Here is an 18,900-nt window from a genome sequence, read left to right on the forward strand (position 1 = left end):
TGGCTGCCCTGCGATCAGGCAGCTTCGTTTTCAAAATGACCGCACCAGTCATCTTTTTTGACAACGGGCCAGTACCCACGCTCTGCTGCTTCTGGTTGAAATACCGGCGGGTTGAAGCGGCACAGACCGGCGTTTTCCAGCGTCTGTTCATTGTTGGCTTTGTGGTCTTCATAGAAGGCACAGCTGCTGCATGCGGAAGTAGTCATATCACTCTCCTTGGCTGAACGGCCCTAAGGGCAGGGCCGTGTTTGGCTCTGTAACTTAGATAGATTCTAAATTGAGGGAGTGCAAGAGATTTTTTGTTTATTTTCAAATAGTTGATGGATTTAGTCGGGTGTTAAAATGCGAGAGTTTTGCTCGGAAATCACTTGGCAAAGCCGCTGAGCGCTCGCTGAAGCACCTTTGCCAGCCGTGGTTTTTGCTGATTTTCAAAGGCCATGGGACGGCAAACTTCAATCGCTGCAATGCCAACCCGTGCGGTCAATGCACCGTTCACCAAACCTTCTCCAAAGCGACGAGAGAGTTTGGAAAGCACAGACGCACCAAGGATCGGCTCTAGCAGGTCGTCGCCAATCGCAACCGCACCGGTTGCAACCAAATGAGAGAGCACTGCACGCGTGAGTCGCCATGAACTGAATAGGCCAGAACGCCCGCCGTAAATCTCAGCAATGCGCCGGATCATGCGCAGGCTCGAGACCAATGCGGTCAGCACGTCTGCCAATGCTAACGGAACCAGTGCCGTGACGCCTGCTACTTGGCGGGCGGCGGCTTCGACTTCTGCGACCGCGCGTGCGTCCAGTGGACGCATCAGCTCTGCTTCGGCAAGGTCAACCAATGCATCCGCATCGAGGATCTCGTCTTTTCGCTCATTGAGGTTGCGCAAACCCCATTCCAGATCCGCGCGCCCGTTGTAAAACCGCTGTAATGCCGCGATCTGCGTTTGCGCCTCTTTCAAGGTGCCGCCACGCGCCGTGCGACATCCCTGTCGCAACCCCTCGACGCGGCGAACCCGACCAACCGCGGCCAGTTCTTTGGCACAAAAGGCCAGTGCCGCAAGGACAAGCCCCGCAAATGCTGCCGTAAAGACAAGGCCGAGCACAGGCATCCGGTCGAGCAGGTTGTTGGCATAGTCCCACGCGGCCACTGTTGCGATGGTGGTGATCAGACCGGCGACCAGCCCCCAGATCCAACCGCCCCAGCCGGAGCGTTTGTTTTTGCCCAGTGCGGTGACCGAGGCTTGCACCGCTGTGGGTGCGTCAAGATCAGGCACCGGTGGAGCCTCGCTGACATTCGGAGCCGTTTGATCGTCGGGTTCTACGTCAAATACAATGGGGTCGCGGCTCATGTGGCGGTCTCCATCTCTTGGGCGTGCCAATGGTACTCGATGTCCGGCAGGCCTTCGCTGTTGCGCTGACCATCCGTGCGTTTTTTCTCGACAAACCCTTCGCGCAGATAAAACCGCTGGGCTGCGAGATTGGCCTGAAAGGTCCAAAGCTTCAGTTTTGAGGCCTGTCGTTTCGCGTGGTCCAGCAATCGTTTGCCGATGCCGCAACCGGTGTGCTCTGGCGACAGATAAAGAGAACAAACCTCTGCCCCATCCTGCGCGCAAAACCCGAGGATCATACCTGTTGAGCAATCTTCGGCCACAGTGACCCACCCGCGCGAGATCATACGATCACAAAAGGCGATGGCCTCAACCCGCGAATGCTCCTTGGGCATCCATGGTGTTTCATGCTCAAAACGATAGAGGATTTCGCCGATCTTGCTGGCATCGAGCGGCGTTGCGGGGCGCAAAACGTAAGTCACAGGCGATCACCGATCAGGAATTCTGCGGCCCGATCCAGCCGAATGTGGGGCGGTCCATCGCCTGGCTTGAGCGTCAGCGGTTGCGGGGCAAAACGCATAGAGGCATAGCTGCCGTCGAGCCAGTTTCCCGCCCCCTGCCGTGCAGGGGTCAGCAGGTGTCGGGGATCCTCTGGCAAGCGACCGGGATAGAGCGCAGCAGCTTTGTCGTTTTCAGCTAAGATCCCGCGCACGCAGGGTAGCTCTGTCCCGTCATGGGGGCGCATTTCCTCTGTCGTAGCACGCAATGCCGCGAGGGAGAGCGCCGCCGTCTCTGCGCCCGCAAATTGCGCGCGGTCGCGGGCTTCTGCAGTCAACGCCTCTATAATGGCGGTAAGTTGAGGGTGCTGAAGGTGGTGTAGGTGATCGGCCTTGGTAGCGGCAAAAAGGATCTTCTCCACCCGCTTGCCGCGCAGAAGTTGGCTGAGGAACCGGTTGGAACCGGGGCGAAAGGTGCTCAGGATATCCGTCATTGCCCGGCGCAGGTCTTCCATGGCGGGGGGGCCGGAATGCAACGCGCCGAGGGCATCGACCAACACCACCTGCCGGTCGATGCGGGAAAAATGATCGCGAAAGAAGGGGCGTACCACCTGAGCTTTATAGGCCTCGAACCGGCGGGCCATTTCGCGTGCGAGGCTGCCCCGCGGGGCCTCGCCCGAAGGCAGCGGCGCGAATGTGAGCACGGGCGAGCCTGCTAGATCGCCGGGCAACAAAAACCGCCCCGGCGTGCAATCGTAATATCCGGCTTTGCGTGCGGACTGCAGATAGTCCGCAAAAGCGGCGGCCAACCCCTGCGCGACGGGTTCATCGTGGGCCTCAGCGGGGGAGGCCGCCTTAACAGCGGTTTTAAAGGCTTTGGCTTCTTCGCGGGTTTCAATCCGGCGCAGGACGTCGGCCGACCAACTCGCGTAATCCTTGTCCATCAACGACAAATCCAGCAGCCACTCTCCCGGATAGTCGATAATGTCCAGATGCAGGATGCGTGGCCCTGTGACTCCGCCAAACAATCCGCTGGGCCGAATGCGCAGGCTCAGACGCAACTCGGACACCGCGCGCGTGCTGTCGGGCCAATGCGGCTCCGGCCCCGTGAGAGCGGCGAGGTGATTTTCAAAATCAAAGCGCGGAACAGTGTCATCCGGCTGCGGCTGTAAATAGGCGGCCTCGATGCGCCCATCCTGATGTGCCGAAAGCTGGGACATGCGCCCCCGGTTGATCAGGTTGGCGACCAGTGAGGTGATAAAGACGGTTTTACCCGCCCGAGCAAGGCCAGTGACACCCAGTCGCAACGACGGTGCGGCAAAGGGGCTGGCCAAAGCCCCGCCCAATGTCTCCGCGCCTCGCAAAACTCCATCGGCCACATCCGCAGCCAATCCTGTAACGCCTGTTCCTCGCGACACTTTCTGCCCCCTGCCTGCCAATCGCTGTCTTGCCCGAGAAAGCGTTCGTCCCGAAATTTCTCGTCACAGCCTTAGGGACTGAACATAAGCATGCTGGGATGGGGTTGCCAGCCTTGCAGTGCAAGGTGGCGGCGCGGGGCTTGCCAGTTTTGCTTTGGCGGGGTACCTCGCGCCCATGCCGCGTATTGCTCTCAAAGTCGAATATCATGGAAAGCCTTTTGCCGGATGGCAGAGGCAGAAGGATCAGCCCTCCGTGCAGGGCGCGATTGAAGCTGCCTTGGCCAAGCTGGAGCCGGGCGAGCATACAATCGCTGCGGCGGGGCGTACGGATACAGGCGTTCACGGGTTGGGGCAGGTTGCCCATTGTGATCTCAAAAAGGACTGGGACCCGTTTCGTCTGAGTGAGGCGCTAAATTATCACTTGAAGCCCGATCCCATAGCGATTGTAGACGCTGCGCGGGTAGATGATGACTGGCACGCCCGGTTCAGCGCGATAGAGCGGCAGTATCTGTTTCGGATCCTGATGCGCCGCGCGCCCGCGACCCATGATGCCGGACAGGTCTGGCAGATCAACCACAGACTGGACGTGGAAGCGATGCAGGCCGGCGCTGACATGCTGCTGGGCAATCACGATTTTACCACGTTCCGCTCCTCCATCTGTCAGGCGGCAAGCCCGGTGAAGACGCTGGATGAGTTGCGGGTAGAACAGGTGCAGGGCCTTTCTGGCCCAGAGGTGCATTTCCATGTGCGTGCGCGGAGTTTCCTGCACAATCAGGTGCGGAGTTTTGTCGGGACACTGGAGCGTGTTGGCGCGGGAGCATGGACGCCCGAAGATGTCCGCGATGCGCTTGTTGCCAAAGATCGGGCCGCTTGCGGTCCGGTCTGTCCGGGGCACGGCTTGTATCTGGCGCGGGTGGGGTATCCTGATCCGGTTTTTACAGGCGATTTCACCTAAGACTCAGGTGTTCTGCCTTGATGATCCTTGGGGCTGAGGATATCAAATAACCGCCTTGGCCCCCGCATAGAGACGGCTTGCCTCCCGCTCAGACATTCGGTGCAGATTGCGATGCGCCAGAAAGGCCTGCTGCGCAGTGTCCTGCTCGCTCGCGATGGGTTTGGGGCCTGCTGGCCGGTCACTTGGTGCAGCCTCGCGCGGGAAATGGGCACCGGCGGCGGATTCGCGAAGCTCCGCCATGGCACGCGCAAGTTGCTGCGTGGCCATGCTATTACCAAAGGCCCTGTAGCCATCGACAGCGGCTTGCTGGCGGGCGTTGACCGAAGAACTGTCTTCTTGCATCGACATGTTCGCACTCCTGCGCCAAAACTCGGAAACAAAACATACCCCATGACTTTCACGAGTTATGCTTAACAGCCGGTTTACCGAACCTGCATTCGGCGCTTTTGAGCGGAAAAGATCAGTAAAAAGTCACGCCAATCGACATGTCAGCGCGCGATTTCGTGCTTCGGATAGAGGTTTGCTGGGGGTGGTCTCAGTCCCGCGAAGGGATGATTTGCTGGGCAATGCCAACAAACAGCAGATAGACCGATGTCACCAATAGCGCCCAATGGACCAGCTGACCGGGCGCAAATTGCACCCAAGCGGTCCAACCAGCCAGAGCGGTCCAAACCAACGCGATGGGCAGAGAGAGCGCGCGCCAGCGCTCCGTGCGAACGGGGTGGATGAACTTTAGGGGCAAGAACTGGGTGGCCGACAAAAGCGTGACCAGACCGAGGCTAACCCAGTGATTGGGTTCCAGCGCAAAAATCACCAAAACCAGCATGTTCCAGCAGCCGGGAAAGCCGGAAAAGGAGTTATCCTTCGTCTTCATGCGGGTGTCGGCAAAATACATCGCACTGGTAAAGGTGATGACGATGATCGCCGCCCAGCCTGTCCAACCTGACATGAGATCAGATTTAAACAGCGCGAATGCGGGGATGAACACATATGTGAGGTAGTCGATGATGAGGTCCAAAAGCACGCCATCGAACTGCGGCGCATTACGCTTCACGTCGTAGTGTCGCGCAAGGGGGCCATCTACACCATCGACGGCAAAGGCCACCACCAGCCAGAGATACATCAGATCCCATTTTGCATCGACCGCTGCAAGCATCGCCAGCATGGCAAATACAGCACCGGTTGCAGTCAGGAGGTGGACGGACAAGGCACGGAGTTCAATCGTCATTCGCCCGTGATGACGAATTTCGCCGTAACCCGCAACCCAGAAGCGCAGAGCAAGCCTTGCGTTTTTGCTTCAATCGGCTCCCTCAAACACGATCACGCAGAAACCTGTGCACTGTTGATCGGGTTACGCTTTGGGATGCGACCGCGCATAAACTTCCATCAAATGAGCCGTATCCACCGCGGTGTAAGCCTGCGTCGTGGAGAGCGATGCGTGGCCGAGTAATTCCTGAATCGCACGAAGATCGCCCCCGGCCTCAAGAAGATGAGTCGCGAAACTGTGCCGCATGGCATGAGGGGTCGCGGTTGCGGGTAAGCCCAGTTGCCTGCGGGCATCGGCGACCACGCCTTGGATCATACGTGCATGCAGCCCGCCACCGCGCACGCCACGAAACAAGGGCAAGCTGGCCTCTTGCGGGTGCGGACAGAGTTTCAGATAGCGATTCACGGCTTGTTGTGCAGCGGGCAGCACTGGTACGATCCGCTCTTTGCCGCCTTTGCCCTTTATCCTGAGGGTTGCGGGGAGGGGGGCGTCTTTGCCAAGCAGGCCAAGCGCCTCGGATATACGCAGACCACAACCATACAACAGAGTAACAACAGCCACATCCCGTGCGGCGACCCAATCCTGTTGGGATTGTAGCTCAACCGTATCAATCATCGCCCGTGCGGCGTCTTTATCAAGCGGGCGTGGCAGTTTCTTTTGAAACTTTGGCGAACGTGTGGACAGAACCGCCGTGGGTTCAAATCCCTCGCGCTTGGCCAGCCAGCCGTAGAACTTTTTCACTGCAGAGAGTTTGCGAGCAAGAGAGCGCGCGCCTGTGCCCGCATTGCGGGACGAAGCCATCCACGCGCGCATATCGGCTGTGGTAATCTGACTCAGGGCACCAAGACCCTGCGGGCCACCAAAATGGAGGCTCATGAAAGCGAGGAAATCTGCCACGTCGCCGCGATAGGCGGTGCGGGTGTTGTCGGCTGCTCCCTCTAGCGCGCCGAGACCGTCGAGCCAGATCTGCAGCGCATCGCGCGCCGCAGGAGAAATCAATGTGGGATCACCCGTGCTCAAGACAGCCAGCGGCGCATGCAGCGCTCAAATACCCCGCCAAAAAAGGTCAGCAGGTCGGTGCCATGTTGCGGGGTGAACTGATGCGGATCTTCCGCGCCGAACACCAAAAGGCCGGGCAGGCGACCTGCACCAAGATCAAGACGCAGACAAGCCTCAGAACGCAGATCGGGGGCGCGGTCGCCGTAGATGCGCGTAGGCCCTGCCTTAATTTGGCGCAGGGTCACGCAGCGATCGCCGCCATAGGTGCAGCCTTGTGACAGGTAGGACTCTACGAATCCGGCTTCGGTGAACTTTAAGATGTCACCAACGCGTTCGACTGCGGCTCCCGCCTCTTCCTGCGTGGTCTCCAGAATCAGCGCCAGCGCATCGACGCGCAGGATATCACGCAGATCGCCGCGCAAAATCTCCATAAAGCTCGCAAAACTCTCGGGGTCCAGCAGCCGGAGCACAGCGCGATGGATCTGGTTGGTTCCAGCGAGGTTCTCATAGGCGGCTGCGATCACCGACCGGTGCGTGTCTTCAAGCCGATCAAGCCGGGTTTCCAGCCGCTCCATCGCAATGCCGCGCAGATCAACGATGTTGGAACCCATGGCGCGCTCATTCGCTGCCACCAGCGCGCGCATCACGTTGGGATCGTCCAGCACCATATCGGGCTTTTCAATGATTTTTTTGCGCAGGCTGTCATCCAGCCCAACGGTCATACTGCTCATCGTCTCGTCTCAACCTCTGATCGGGTTTTGTTTACTATAACATGTGGGTTGCGCCCGCGCGCGCGAAAAATTGCAAAAATAGTTCTTGGTACAGGGGAGAATGCTGAGTTCGGCGATAACATGCTGATTGCAAATGAAAATGGCGCCCCCAAAGGAGCGCCACCAAACTAATTTGCACTGAAACCAGAGATCAGAGGATCTTGATGCCAGCGGCTTCGATGTCGGCGAGGAAGGCCGAGAGACCCTTGTCGGTCAGCGGATGGCTCACCATCGACTTGATCACAGCGGGTGGGGCGGTGATCACATCTGCACCGATACGGGCACTGTCGAGGATGTGGTTCACAGTCCGGATCGAGGCCGCGAGGATCTCTGTCTGGAAGCCGTAATTGTCGTAGACGGTGCGGATATCTTCGATCAGCTCCATACCGTCGATGTTGATATCGTCCAGACGACCGATGAAGGGCGAAATGAAAGTCGCGCCCGCTTTGGCGGCCAGGAGCGCCTGATTGGCAGAGAAGCACAGGGTCACATTGACCTTGTGGCCATCGTCGGTCAGGGTCTTACAGGCCTTGAGGCCATCCCACGTCAGCGGCACTTTGACGGTGATGTTTTCCGCGATCTCAAGGAGCTTGCGCCCCTCAGCGATCATTGTCTCTGCGTCGGTCGCGGTGACCTCGGCGGATACCGGACCGTCGACCAGATCACAGATTTCCTTCGTGACTTCGATAATGTCACGGCCGGATTTCTTGATCAGGGAGGGGTTGGTGGTGACGCCGTCGACCATGCCAAGATCGTTCAGCTCGGCGATGGCATCGATTTCGGCGGTGTCTACGAAGAATTTCATGGGCTTTGGTCCTCTGGATGGCTTGGCCTCGGTGCGCCTTGGCTTTACCTGATAGGAGGTCCGGCGGAAAGTGCGAAAGACCATGAGGCAGGGCAGGGCGCGTCCGCGCGCATGTTAGCGTAAACAGTTCCGCGCGCCTACCGTCTGGAACAGGAAAAAGAGCAGGGTCACGCGAAGAATGACGCAGCAAGGCGACAGTCCGGAGTTTTTTGCCCAAGGTGAGCGGGTTGGGGTACTGACAGCGCAGCCCCTGGACCGCCTGCTGGATTATCGCGCGCCCGAAGGGGGCTGTTTCCTTGGGGCCTTTGTCGAAGTGCCTTTGGGGCCGCGCAAAGTTGTCGGCGTGGTTTGGGGGCCGGGGGCCGGTGATTTCGACGCAGCAAAACTGCGTTCGGTGATCCGGGTGCTGGATTTGGCCCCGATGCGGGCGGAAATGCGGAGTTTTCTGGAACGTGCCGCCCAATACACGCTGACGCCGATGTCGATGATGCTGCGGCTGGCAACGCGTGCGCCGGGTCTGGCTGATCCACCGTCGATGCGAAAGGTCCTGCGTCGCGGGGCTGGCGAACCCGACCGCATGACCGATGCGCGCGCCAAGGTCCTCGACGTGATGGACGAATATGAAGGCGCGGCGTTTACGGCGTCTGAACTCTCCGGGCTGGCCGGGGTGACCAGCTCGGTGATCAAGGGGCTGGTCAAACAGGGCGCCATCCGCGAGGAGGAAGCCCCCCGCGACCTGCCGTTCCCGCCGCTGGACCCGGAGCTGCCGGGCAAGACCCTGTCGGAGGATCAGGCCGCCGCCGCCGCCGCACTTGAGGCCGGGGTGAATGGGGGGCGCTACGGCACCACATTGCTGAAGGGTGTCACCGGCTCTGGTAAGACGGAGGTTTACCTTGAGGCTGTAGCCGCCTGCCTGCGCAAAGGCCGGCAAGCCTTGGTGCTACTGCCTGAAATTGCGCTGACGGCGGAATTCCTGAAACGGGTGGAGGCACGTTTTGGCGCGGTGCCAGCCGAGTGGCATTCCGGCGTGACCATGACCGAACGCCGCCGGGTCTGGCGCATGGTCGGGCAGGGGGCAGCGCAGCTGGTGATTGGCGCGCGCTCATCGCTCTATCTGCCGTTTCGCGATCTCGGACTGATCATCGTCGATGAAGAGCACGACACCTCTTACAAGCAAGAAGAAGGGGTACTTTACAACGCGCGGGATCTGGCAGTCTGGCGAGCGTCCTTGTGTCAGGCCCAGGTGGTGCTGGCATCGGCGACACCGAGCCTTGAGACATGGGCGAATGCGGAGGCGGGCAAATACCAGCGTCTCGATCTGACGTCGCGCTTTGGCGAGTCGGTGCTGCCCGAAATGCGCGCGATTGATATGCGCAACGAGGAGCTTTTGCCCTCCACTTGGATATCTCCGACGCTGAAACATGCGATGAAGCTCAGGCTCGAACGCGGCGAGCAGTCCCTCTTGTTCCTGAACCGGCGTGGCTTTGCGCCGGTGACGATCTGCCGGGCCTGTGGCACGCAGGTGGCCTGCGATAACTGTGATGCGCGCATGGTCGAGCACCGGTTCATGAAACGTCTGATGTGCCACCAATGCGGTGAAACCAAACCGGTGCCGACCGAATGCCCATCCTGCAAGGTCGAAGGCAAGATGGCCCCCGTAGGCCCCGGTATCGAACGGCTGGGCGAAGAGGCGGCGGCACTTTTTCCAGAGGCCCGCATCGCGGTGCTCAGTTCTGATCTCTTTGGCTCGGCTCGCGCGCTGAAACAGCGGATCGAAGAAATCGCCGCTGGGGAGGCGGACATCATCCTCGGCACGCAGCTTGTGGCGAAGGGGCACAACTTCCCGCTGCTCACGCTTGTGGGGGTCATCGACGCAGATCTTGGCCTACAGGGGTCGGACCTGCGCGCGGCAGAGCGCACGTTCCAGCTGATGCGGCAGGTGGCAGGGCGCGCTGGGCGGGCGGAACGGCGAGGAGAGGCCTTGATGCAGAGCTTTCAGCCAGAGCATCCGGTGATCCGCGCGATCCTCTCAGGTGACGAAGAAAGTTTCTGGCGTGCGGAGGCCGAACAGCGACAGGCGGCAGGTGTGCCCCCTTATGGACGTATGGCAGGGATTATCCTGTCGGGCACGGATCTGGCGCAGGTCTTTGATCTGGGCGGCGCGCTGGCGCGAAACGACGGGCCGTTGCGGCAGGTTGGTGCGCAGCTCTTCGGACCAGCACCAGCCCCGATCGCGCGAGTGCGCGGGCGTCATCGGGTGCGGCTGCTGGTGAAGGCCGACAAGGGCGTGCCTTTGCAAGATGCCATTACCCGATGGACTGCGCCATTCAAGCTCAGGGGCGATTTGCGCCTGAATGTGGATATTGACCCGCAGAACTTCTTGTAGAACGCCCGGCACAGAGCGTGTGGATGCAGAAATGCAGGGAGACCTGTGCGCGATGAAGCGGGTTTTGATACAATTCTTTTCTCGCCCGGCTGCCAAAAGCGCTCTAAAGCCGAGCTATGTTTACGCCTATCACCCTCGAACAGTCCCGCGCACTGCCGTTCTGGCGCCGCCCTGTCACACTGCTATTCCTCATGGCGATTGCTATGCCGGTGGCCTTCAATACGTGGTCAGCGCTGCTGAATAACTTCGTCATTGAAGTTGCAAGTTTTGACGGTGCTGACATTGGCGTGCTGCACACCTTGCGCGAAATTCCGGGGTTTCTGGCGTTTTTGGTGATCTTCCTGATTATCTTTATGCGCGAGCAGGTATTGGGGCTTTTATCCCTCGCCTTGCTTGGGGCTGCGACGGCGGTGACGGCGTGGTTCCCGACGCTTCAGGGTATTTTGGTTATCACCGTCCTCAGCTCTATCGGGTTTCATTACTTTGAAACAGTGGCACAGTCCTTGCAGCTTCAATGGCTGTCCAAGGAACGCGCACCGCAGATGCTGGGGTGGTTGGTGGCGACCGGTTCCGCCGCAACATTGGTGGTTTATGGCGTAATCGTAGTGCTGTGGGAACCACTCAATCTGTCCTACAACGCTGTCTACATGGCGGCAGGAGGCTTTACAGTGCTGGTGGCCCTGTTCTGCCTTTTTGCGATCCCGCAATTTGATGGCCCAACCCCTCAGAACAAAAAGATGGTGCTGCGACGCCGGTACTGGCTCTATTACGCGCTGCAGTTCATGGCGGGAGCACGGCGGCAGATTTTTGTGGTCTTTGCAGGCTTCATGATGGTCGAGCGCTTCGGGTTCGAGGTTCATCATCTAACCAGCCTTTATCTAATCAACCTGCTGGTCAATATGGTGGCTGCACCGATGCTTGGGCGATTTGTATCCCGCTTCGGGGAACGCCGGACTTTGATCTTTGAGTATGCCGGTTTGGCCACGGTCTTTGCTCTATACGGCGGGATCTATTGGTTCGGCTGGGGCGTGATGCTCGCGGCGGCGCTTTATGTGGTGGACCATATCCTGTTTGCACTGGCGTTGGCGCTCAAGACCTATTTTCAAAAGATCGCAGACCCAGCTGACATTGCCCCTACTGCCGCCGTGGCCTTCACGATCAACCATATCGCTGCGGTTTTCTTGCCGGTGTTGCTTGGTCTGTTGTGGGTGGCGTCTCCGGCGATGGTCTTTGCATTGGCCGCACTTATGGCGCTTGTGTCTTTGATGTTGTCCTTGATGATCCCGCGTCATCCTGAACCCGGGAATGAAACGATCTTTGCCCGCTTAAAGGCCCCGACACTGGCACAATAGCGAGGCCGGGCGTGGTCAAGTTTCCCGCTCGCCCCTTGACCATATGTGCAAGGCTCGCGTAGGCGCAGAGCAACCTATGCGCCATCCTGTTCTTTCGGAGATCCCGACATGCCTACATTCACCGCCCTCACCACGCTGACCGGAAAAGCTCAGGCAGAGGCACTGGGGGATGCGATGGAACGTCTGAACCCGGAACCCACGGGGGTGGGCGTGTTCGAGGTCGAGGATGGTTCAGGTTTGTGGGAGGTGGGAGGCTATTTCACCGAAGTTCCGGACCAAGCAGGCCTCGCGTTGCTCGCCACGCTGCATAAGGCAAAACCGTTTGCCGTCTCAGAACTGCCAGAAACCGACTGGGTTGCGCATGTGCGCCGTGAGTTGGCACCGGTGGAGGCTGGGCGCTTTTTTGTCTACGGCAGCCACGATGCAGACAAAGTGCCCGGCGACAAGATCCCGCTTTTGATCGAGGCAGCGATGGCCTTTGGTACAGGGCACCACGGCACGACTCTGGGCTGCCTAAAAGCACTGGATCATCTGCTCGGCGAAGGGCTCAAAGGCGAGAAAGTCGCCGACATTGGATGTGGTACGGCTGTTCTGGCGATGGCGGCCGCGCGCGTCTGGCCGGAGGCGCAGATCCTTGCAAGCGACATTGATCAAGTCGCGGTCGACGTGGCTGAGGCCAATATGGAGGCCAACGGCATGAAGGGCGCGGTGGAATGCCTAGAAGCTGCAGGCTTTGACGCTCCTGCGTTAAAGGCCGCCGCGCCTTATGATCTGATCTTTGCAAATATCCTCAAAGGGCCCTTGGTTGCCCTGTCGCCCGACATTGCGGCCCATTTGCGTGATGGCGGCTACGCGATTCTCTCTGGTATCCTGAACGAGCAGGCGGATGATGTGATTTCGGTTTATGCACAAAATGGCATCAATCTTGTCAAACGTGATGAGATTGGTGAATGGACCACGCTGATTTTGCGCAAGTAATCGAAGATCGGTGGCCGTTTAGGCAAATTTTACACAATCGCCATGACTTCGCCGTTGTCCTAGCGTAACTTCTTTTCATCCGCTGGTGGGGGCCAGTTCGGAGTTACGTTTTATGAACCATCAACACGCGGAGTTTCGAAACCGACTTCGTCAGTTGGATCGAAAACATGCCAAAGCTGCGCATGGTTTCAGAGCGCGTATGCGTTCGGATGGGCTGATTGTTGTCGAGCCACAGAAAGTCGTCCGTTCCGGAATTTCCGGAAAGGTCTTCATACTGTTTGTCGTGGTTGGCCTGATGTTTAAGGCTTTCCTGATGGCGGCGCTTGGGTACGCGAGCTACGATTATCGTGTGGCGCAGCTGGGTGAAGGGTCGATGATTGAGCGCGGTGGTGCGTTCCTGATGCAGCGAGACCCGGTTTCTTATCGGATCGCAGAAGAATTGCGACCATTGCTGCGCTGACAGCATCACAGGGTCATTTTACCCTGATAGAGATAGAAACGCCGCGTCCGGGCTATCCGGAACGCGGCGTTTTCATTTGGACCTGCCAAATATGACAGATGACCTGATGCTTTCTGTCAGACCAGCGGCGAGTCTGAATTGATCTGGTCGATGTCGCCACGGCAGAGGCCGATATCCGCCAGTTCCCGATCCGAAAGCGCGCTCAGCGCTTTGCGGGTCAGGCGGGCGTCGTTCCATGCCATGAGTTTGGCAGATGTGGTGTGAACAAGAGCGCCGATACGGCCGATCAGGCCGGAGGTGCCTTGCGCGGTGCGAGTGGTGTCGATTGCAGCCATATCTAGTGTCTTTCTGAGTGCTATCCGTTTGTCCGCTTTGGTGCGGGTGAGCGGCAAATAGAGGTCGAAATCTGCTCTCGCAAGGGGTGAAATTGCATGCGACCCATGCGATTTTTGCATGTCTCAAAGCCCTGCGAATAAGGGGTTTGACGCCTTCTGTGCCTTTTGCAGGAATTGGTGTCGTTACTGCGTTTCGGCGCGTCGTATTTGTTTCATAAATCGCAAAATTTCGGCCAGCTTCTGGACCAAAACATCGAAGTGCGGCGTGTTCGGCGGATTGGACGAAAGGCGAATTAGATTGGATGTGTTCGCGTTTTGTGCTAATCGGATCACCAAATTGTAAGAACCAGACACAAAAATCGGGCAGTGAGATGCGAATACTTGGGATCGATCCGGGGCTCAGAACCCTTGGATGGGGCGTCATCGAATCAAATGGCGCGCGTCTCAGCCATGTTGCCAATGGACTATGCCATTCTGACGGAGATGATCTGGGAGAACGGCTGTTGTCATTGCACAATCAGGTCACCGAGATCATTGACGCCTATCAGCCGGATCAAGCTGCGATTGAACAGACGTTCGTGAACAAGGACGGGGCTGGCACGCTCAAGCTCGGTCAGGCGCGAGGTGTGGCCTTGCTGACATTGGCCAAGGCCGGACTGCCCACCGGGGAATATGCGCCCAACCGAGTCAAAAAGACGGTGGTTGGCGTCGGTCATGCCGAAAAGGAACAGGTGCTGCATATGGTCAAACTGCAACTTCCGGGCTGTGCCCCCAAAGGCGCGGATGCGGCGGATGCACTGGCGATTGCGATCTGTCATGCCTATTACGGAGGCAGCAACCAGCGACGACTCAAAGAGGTAGGCGCATGATCGGAAAACTGACTGGGCGGCTTGAGTATAGGGCACCCGACCATGTGATGATCGACGTGCGTGGCGTCGGCTACATCGTCTATTGCTCTGACCGCACGCTCGCGAGCCTGCCATCCGTGGGTGAGGCAGTCCAACTCTATACCGAGTTACTGGTGCGCGAAGACTTGATGCAGCTCTTTGGGTTCACCTCCTTGGTGGAGAAGGAATGGCATCGTTTACTGACGTCGGTGCAGGGCGTTGGCGCTAAGGTGTCACTGGCAATCCTGAGTGCGCTTGGCCCCGAAGGCGTTAGTCGCGCGATTGCGCTGGGAGATTGGGCTGCGGTGAAAGCGGCCAAAGGGGTCGGCCCTAAAACCGCACAACGGATCGTTCTGGACCTCAAGGACAAAGCCCCGTCTGTGATGGCAATGGGTGGTACGATTACCGAGGCATTGGAGGGGCCGGATCTGGAGGCGGTGGTCGAGCCAACCTCAGATGCGCCGGTGAAACCCGCGCGCAAAGCCGCCCCCAAAGCCCCCACCGGCGCGGCGGCCGCATCGGCTGGCGCCCTGTCGGCACTGGGCAACCTTGGTTACAGCCCCTCTGATGCCGCAGGTGCGGTGGCTGAGGCGGCTGCCGATAATCCCGAAGCAGGCGAGGCAGAGCTGATCCGCGCAGCGTTGCGTTTGCTGGCACCCAAAGACTGAGGGAACGAGTGAATGATTGACGCGGACCCCACCCTGCGCCCCGATCCGCTGCCCGAAGACAACGACCGCGCCTTGCGCCCGCAGGGTCTTGGCGAATTCATCGGTCAGGCGGAGGCGCGCGCCAACCTGCGGGTGTTTATCGAATCTGCCCGCCGGCGGGGTGAGGCGATGGATCACACCCTGTTTCATGGCCCGCCGGGGCTTGGGAAAACGACGCTTGCGCAGATTGTGGCGCGCGAGTTGGGCGTGAACTTTCGCATGACCTCCGGGCCGGTGCTTGCAAAGGCGGGCGATCTGGCTGCGATCCTCACCAATCTTGAGGCGCGCGATGTGTTGTTCATTGATGAAATCCACCGCCTGAATCCGGCCGTTGAAGAAGTTCTCTATCCGGCAATGGAGGATTTCGAGCTGGATCTGGTGATTGGCGAGGGGCCTGCGGCACGTACGGTTCGCATTGAGCTGCAGCCTTTCACACTGGTAGGGGCAACGACGCGCATGGGGCTCTTGACCACGCCGTTGCGGGACCGGTTCGGGATTCCGACGCGGCTGCAGTTTTACACTGTGGATGAACTCTTTGAGATCGTCAGCCGCAATGCCCGCAAATTAGGTGCTCCTGCTGACGATGCAGGGGCGCGTGAGATCGCGCGGCGCGCGCGCGGCACCCCAAGGATCGCTGGGCGGCTCTTGCGCCGCGTGGTGGACTTTGCGGTTGTCGAGGGCGATGGAACGATCACCCGAGAGCTGGCGGATGGTGCGCTGACGCGTCTTGGTGTGGACAAACTGGGATTGGATGGTGCGGACCGGCGCTATTTGCGACTGGTTGCCGAGAATTATGGCGGCGGCCCTGTCGGCATTGAGACAATGTCCGCTGCATTGAGCGAAAGTCGCGACGCGCTTGAGGAGGTCATTGAGCCGTATCTGCTGCAGCAAGGGCTGATCCAGCGTACGCCGCGTGGACGGATGTTGGCACAAAAGGCATGGCAACATCTCGGTATTGCACCACCGAAATCGCAAAACGATCTCTTTGAATGACAATCAGGAGCGCACTGTGCAGGATCTCACCCAGCTAACCAGTGCCGCAAAGCAGGTTTCTGACCTCTATGCCCGGCGTTTTGGCGTTACGCGGGATGCTGCGTGGTATCTGGGCAAAATGACCGAAGAGCTGGGCGAAGTGACATCTGCTTACCTGAGCCTTGCGGGGCAGACTCGCAAGGACGGCAGCAAAAGCGACCTGGAAAATGAGGTTGCAGACCTTCTTGGCTTCTTGCTGTTGTTTGCGGACTGGCAAGGCGTTGATGCGGGTGCAGCGTTTGAGCGCAAATGGGGTGCTTACCTGACTGAGGATAAGTGACGGGAAGGCAAAGAGACTTCCCCCTTGCTGCAGTCCTGACACGCCCGTACAAACGCCCGACGAGCGAATAATATGACGAGGCCGCACATGTCTGCACTCCTGCTGCCAGAGGAAATCGAGGCGCTGTTTACCCGGGAAGACGGGGCTTATGCCTTTGCCCGTTGGGGACGCCCGATTGCTCCCATCGTCTTTGGTGTCACCGATGAGACCTTGGTGACGGTCAAAGGTGCGGTTGAGGCTGTGGTCACGCTCGCAGGGCATCAGATGGCAGAAACAGATCCTGAGCTCGGCGCGAACCTGATGTTTTTCTTCTTCCGGGAGTGGGGGGAATTGCTGGAGGTTCCAGACCTCGATCGCATGATTCCCGGGCTTGCCCCGCTTGTGAACCGTCTCGCAAAGGAAGATGCCAGCCAGTACCGCGCATTCCGCTTTGACGATCAGGGTGCCATTCAAGCGGCATTTGTATTTCTGCGTATGAAAGGTGCGATGGCAGAAGTCCCCGCGGAAACACTCGCGCTGACCCAAGCGGTGCAGGTGATGCTCTTGTGGGGTGAGCGTGCCTTTGCCGAGGTGTCGCCGCTGGCGGTTCTGCCGGAGAATGGCAATACGATCCTGCGCCCGGAGATCGCGGGGGTGATTGCCGCCGCCTACGATCGGATGATGCCTGTGGCGGCGCAAGACGCGAGTCATGCGCTGAGGCTCTATGCGAGGCTGCAAGCGCCGCAGTCAGAGAACGCGGACGGTAAGGTATGACCCATCAGTTCCCGATCACGGTATATTACGAAGACACCGATATGGGTGGCGTTGTTTATCACGCCAATTTCCTGCGGTTCATCGAGCGCGCACGCAGCGACTATGTGCGCCGTTTGGGGGTCGATCAAAATGCGATGCGCGATGCTGGCATCGTCTGGGTGGTGACCCGAATTGAGGCCGATTACCTCTCGCCTGCACGGTTTGAGGATGAGCTTACCGTGGAAACCGTGCCTGAGAAAATGACCACAGCCCGACTGACTATGTCGCAAATTGTCCGGCGAGAGGGGCGCGAGCTGTTTCGTGCCAAGGTGACAGCTGTCTGTATGGATATGCACAGCGGCAAACCGGTGCGTCTTCCGGCAGAAGTTCGCGCATCCTTGTAACAATAGGCGGCAATCCCCCTGTTTCCTTGGCAATGGCGCTTGTTTTGCGCTAGCGTCCGCCCCAATTAGGCCGCGCAACCAAAACGACGTGGCAACTGGCTATAGAGCAGGCAAATGGAAGCAGAAACTCTGGCACTGGCACAGGAGATTGATTTCTCCATGTGGGGGCTGTTCGCGCGGGCGACGCTCACTGTAAAATTAGTGATGATCATGCTAATCGGGGCATCGATCTGGTCGTGGTCAATTATCGCGCAAAAACTGATCACCTATCGGTCTGCACGGCGTGAAGCGCAGGTGTTTGAACGCGCGTTTTGGTCAGGCAATCCGCTGGATGAACTCTATGAGGACATCGGAGCAGATCCGTCAGGGCATTCCGAACGCATATTTGCTGCTGGCATGACCGAATGGCGTCGCAGTCACCGCACGGATGGCGCGCTGATCCCCGGAGCACAGGCGCGCATAGACCGGTCCATGGATGTGGCGATCTCTAAGGAAAGCGAAGGCCTGCAAGGTGGGTTGCAAATTCTTGCGACCATTGGCTCTACCGCGCCCTTCATTGGTCTCTTTGGGACCGTGTGGGGCATCATGAATGCCTTCATAGAGATCGCAGAGCAGCAAAACACCAACCTTGCCGTGGTGGCGCCGGGCATTGCCGAGGCCCTCTTGGCGACGGGCTTGGGGCTCCTGGCGGCCATTCCGGCGGTTATTTTTTACAACAAGCTCTCTGCAGATTCGGATCGGATTATTGGCGGCTACGAGGCCTTTGCCGACGAGTTTGCCACGATCTTCTCGCGCCAGTTGGACAGCTGAGCCATGGGTGCAGCGGTTCAGCAAAAAGACGCGGGCGGTGGACGTCGGCGTGGTCGGCGGCGCTCTCGTGCCCGGCCGATGGCGGAAATCAATATCACGCCGTTCGTGGACGTGATGCTGGTGCTGCTCATCATCTTTATGGTGGCAGCGCCCTTGATGACCGTGGGCGTTCCCGTGGAGCTGCCAAAGACGGCGGCGGGCGCGTTGTCGGGGGACGACGAAGAGCCGCTCACTGTAACAATGACGGCCTCTGGTGACATCCAGATCCAAACGACTCCGGTTGAGCGGGATCAACTCGTTGCACGCCTGCGTGCGATCGCCGCTGAGCGCGCGTCCGACAGGGTCTATCTGCGCGCGGATGGGGCGATTGCCTATAGCGATGTGATGCAGGTGATGGGTGCACTCAATGCGGGCGGATTTGCCAATGTGGGTCTGGTGACGGATACAGGTGGACCTGCGTTCGACGGGCGGCCTGCCGCTCCGGGCGAGTAATACGGGTGAT

Annotated in this window: 23 protein-coding genes; 13 read left to right on the plus strand and 10 right to left on the minus strand. The window is 59.0% G+C overall.

The window, feature by feature from the left end; translation table 11 throughout:
* Window positions 1-14: 14 nt before the first annotated feature.
* The 4 genes from UB90_RS07260 to UB90_RS07275 form a co-directional block, all read right to left on the minus strand.
* On the minus strand, window positions 15-206 hold the full coding sequence (locus UB90_RS07260) for a hypothetical protein (RefSeq protein ID WP_005609522.1): 192 nt from the start codon (window positions 204-206) through the stop codon (window positions 15-17).
* A 158-nt stretch (window positions 207-364) separates the two neighbouring features.
* On the minus strand, window positions 365-1,345 hold the full coding sequence (locus UB90_RS07265; RefSeq protein ID WP_065324279.1) for a YcjF family protein: 981 nt from the start codon (window positions 1,343-1,345) through the stop codon (window positions 365-367).
* Complete coding sequence (locus tag UB90_RS07270; RefSeq protein WP_065324280.1) at window positions 1,342-1,806, minus strand: GNAT family N-acetyltransferase; 465 nt, start codon at window positions 1,804-1,806, stop codon at window positions 1,342-1,344. The genes UB90_RS07265 and UB90_RS07270 overlap by 4 nt, the downstream gene beginning before the upstream one ends.
* Window positions 1,803-3,239 (minus strand): YcjX family GTP-binding protein, encoded by a 1,437-nt coding sequence (locus UB90_RS07275; protein ID WP_074712522.1) that lies wholly within the window; start codon window positions 3,237-3,239, stop codon window positions 1,803-1,805. The genes UB90_RS07270 and UB90_RS07275 overlap by 4 nt, the downstream gene beginning before the upstream one ends.
* Window positions 3,240-3,414: 175 nt before the next feature.
* Here UB90_RS07275 and truA point away from each other — a divergent pair, with 175 nt between their 5' ends.
* Window positions 3,415-4,194, plus strand: a complete 780-nt coding sequence (gene truA, locus UB90_RS07280; protein WP_065324496.1) for a tRNA pseudouridine(38-40) synthase TruA — start codon at window positions 3,415-3,417, stop codon at window positions 4,192-4,194.
* Between the two features lie 42 nt (window positions 4,195-4,236).
* Here truA and UB90_RS07285 read toward each other — a convergent pair whose 3' ends face one another.
* From UB90_RS07285 to fsa, 5 genes are all read right to left on the minus strand, one after another.
* Window positions 4,237-4,542, minus strand: coding sequence for a hypothetical protein (locus UB90_RS07285; RefSeq protein WP_009177594.1), 306 nt, complete (start codon window positions 4,540-4,542; stop codon window positions 4,237-4,239).
* Between the two features lie 187 nt (window positions 4,543-4,729).
* A complete protein-coding gene (locus UB90_RS07290; protein WP_065324282.1) occupies window positions 4,730-5,422 on the minus strand; it encodes a CDP-alcohol phosphatidyltransferase family protein in 693 nt (230 codons plus the stop codon).
* A gap of 123 nt (window positions 5,423-5,545) precedes the next feature.
* Entirely contained in the window at window positions 5,546-6,481 is a 936-nt protein-coding gene (locus UB90_RS07295; protein ID WP_065324283.1) for a tyrosine recombinase XerC, read from the minus strand.
* Entirely contained in the window at window positions 6,478-7,191 is a 714-nt protein-coding gene (locus tag UB90_RS07300; RefSeq protein ID WP_065324284.1) for a DUF484 family protein, read from the minus strand. Before UB90_RS07300 ends, UB90_RS07295 begins: the two co-directional genes overlap by 4 nt.
* A 190-nt stretch (window positions 7,192-7,381) precedes the next feature.
* Entirely contained in the window at window positions 7,382-8,035 is a 654-nt protein-coding gene (gene fsa, locus UB90_RS07305; protein WP_009177961.1) for a fructose-6-phosphate aldolase, read from the minus strand.
* Between the two features lie 178 nt (window positions 8,036-8,213).
* Between fsa and UB90_RS07310 the strand changes: the two genes are divergently transcribed.
* The 4 genes from UB90_RS07310 (at window position 8,214) to UB90_RS07325 (ending at window position 13,211) form a co-directional block, all read left to right on the plus strand.
* On the plus strand, window positions 8,214-10,421 hold the full coding sequence (locus UB90_RS07310) for a primosomal protein N' (RefSeq protein WP_065324285.1): 2,208 nt from the start codon (window positions 8,214-8,216) through the stop codon (window positions 10,419-10,421).
* Window positions 10,422-10,537: 116 nt separating this feature from the next.
* A complete protein-coding gene (locus UB90_RS07315; protein ID WP_065324286.1) occupies window positions 10,538-11,773 on the plus strand; it encodes an MFS transporter in 1,236 nt (411 codons plus the stop codon).
* 108 nt (window positions 11,774-11,881) lie between these two features.
* Complete coding sequence (locus tag UB90_RS07320; RefSeq protein WP_009178130.1) at window positions 11,882-12,751, plus strand: 50S ribosomal protein L11 methyltransferase; 870 nt, start codon at window positions 11,882-11,884, stop codon at window positions 12,749-12,751.
* Window positions 12,752-12,863: 112 nt separating this feature from the next.
* The gene (locus UB90_RS07325; RefSeq protein ID WP_225261739.1) at window positions 12,864-13,211 is read left to right on the plus strand and encodes a hypothetical protein; all 348 of its coding nucleotides are present in this window, start codon (window positions 12,864-12,866) and stop codon (window positions 13,209-13,211) included.
* Window positions 13,212-13,327: 116 nt separating this feature from the next.
* Here UB90_RS07325 and UB90_RS07330 read toward each other — a convergent pair whose 3' ends face one another.
* Window positions 13,328-13,546: a DUF1127 domain-containing protein gene (locus tag UB90_RS07330; protein ID WP_005621115.1), complete on the minus strand. Its 219-nt coding sequence runs from the start codon at window positions 13,544-13,546 to the stop codon at window positions 13,328-13,330.
* A 371-nt stretch (window positions 13,547-13,917) separates the two neighbouring features.
* On the opposite strand from UB90_RS07330, the gene ruvC reads away from it, so the two are divergent.
* The 8 genes from ruvC to tolR all read left to right on the plus strand — a co-directional run bounded on the left by ruvC (window position 13,918) and on the right by tolR (window position 18,890).
* Window positions 13,918-14,415, plus strand: coding sequence for a crossover junction endodeoxyribonuclease RuvC (gene ruvC / locus UB90_RS07335; RefSeq protein ID WP_065320956.1), 498 nt, complete (start codon window positions 13,918-13,920; stop codon window positions 14,413-14,415).
* Window positions 14,412-15,101, plus strand: coding sequence for a Holliday junction branch migration protein RuvA (gene ruvA, locus UB90_RS07340; protein WP_065324288.1), 690 nt, complete (start codon window positions 14,412-14,414; stop codon window positions 15,099-15,101). The genes ruvC and ruvA overlap by 4 nt, the downstream gene beginning before the upstream one ends.
* A gap of 12 nt (window positions 15,102-15,113) precedes the next feature.
* Window positions 15,114-16,133 (plus strand): Holliday junction branch migration DNA helicase RuvB, encoded by a 1,020-nt coding sequence (gene ruvB, locus UB90_RS07345; RefSeq protein WP_005627980.1) that lies wholly within the window; start codon window positions 15,114-15,116, stop codon window positions 16,131-16,133.
* A 16-nt stretch (window positions 16,134-16,149) separates the two neighbouring features.
* Window positions 16,150-16,452: a nucleoside triphosphate pyrophosphohydrolase family protein gene (locus UB90_RS07350; protein ID WP_227512049.1), complete on the plus strand. Its 303-nt coding sequence runs from the start codon at window positions 16,150-16,152 to the stop codon at window positions 16,450-16,452.
* 87 nt (window positions 16,453-16,539) lie between these two features.
* Window positions 16,540-17,205, plus strand: a complete 666-nt coding sequence (locus UB90_RS07355; protein ID WP_065324290.1) for a hypothetical protein — start codon at window positions 16,540-16,542, stop codon at window positions 17,203-17,205.
* Window positions 17,202-17,588 carry a tol-pal system-associated acyl-CoA thioesterase gene (gene ybgC, locus UB90_RS07360; protein WP_005627988.1) on the plus strand — a complete coding sequence of 129 codons (387 nt, stop codon included), beginning with the start codon at window positions 17,202-17,204 and terminating at the stop codon, window positions 17,586-17,588. Before UB90_RS07355 ends, ybgC begins: the two co-directional genes overlap by 4 nt.
* Window positions 17,589-17,702: 114 nt before the next feature.
* Window positions 17,703-18,398, plus strand: coding sequence for a protein TolQ (gene tolQ / locus UB90_RS07365; RefSeq protein ID WP_005627991.1), 696 nt, complete (start codon window positions 17,703-17,705; stop codon window positions 18,396-18,398).
* Window positions 18,399-18,401: 3 nt separating this feature from the next.
* Window positions 18,402-18,890, plus strand: coding sequence for a protein TolR (gene tolR / locus UB90_RS07370; protein ID WP_005627994.1), 489 nt, complete (start codon window positions 18,402-18,404; stop codon window positions 18,888-18,890).
* The last annotated feature ends 10 nt before the right edge of the window (window positions 18,891-18,900 follow it).

This window comes from Tritonibacter mobilis (assembly GCF_001681715.1).
Lineage (GTDB): Bacteria > Pseudomonadota > Alphaproteobacteria > Rhodobacterales > Rhodobacteraceae > Epibacterium > Epibacterium mobile.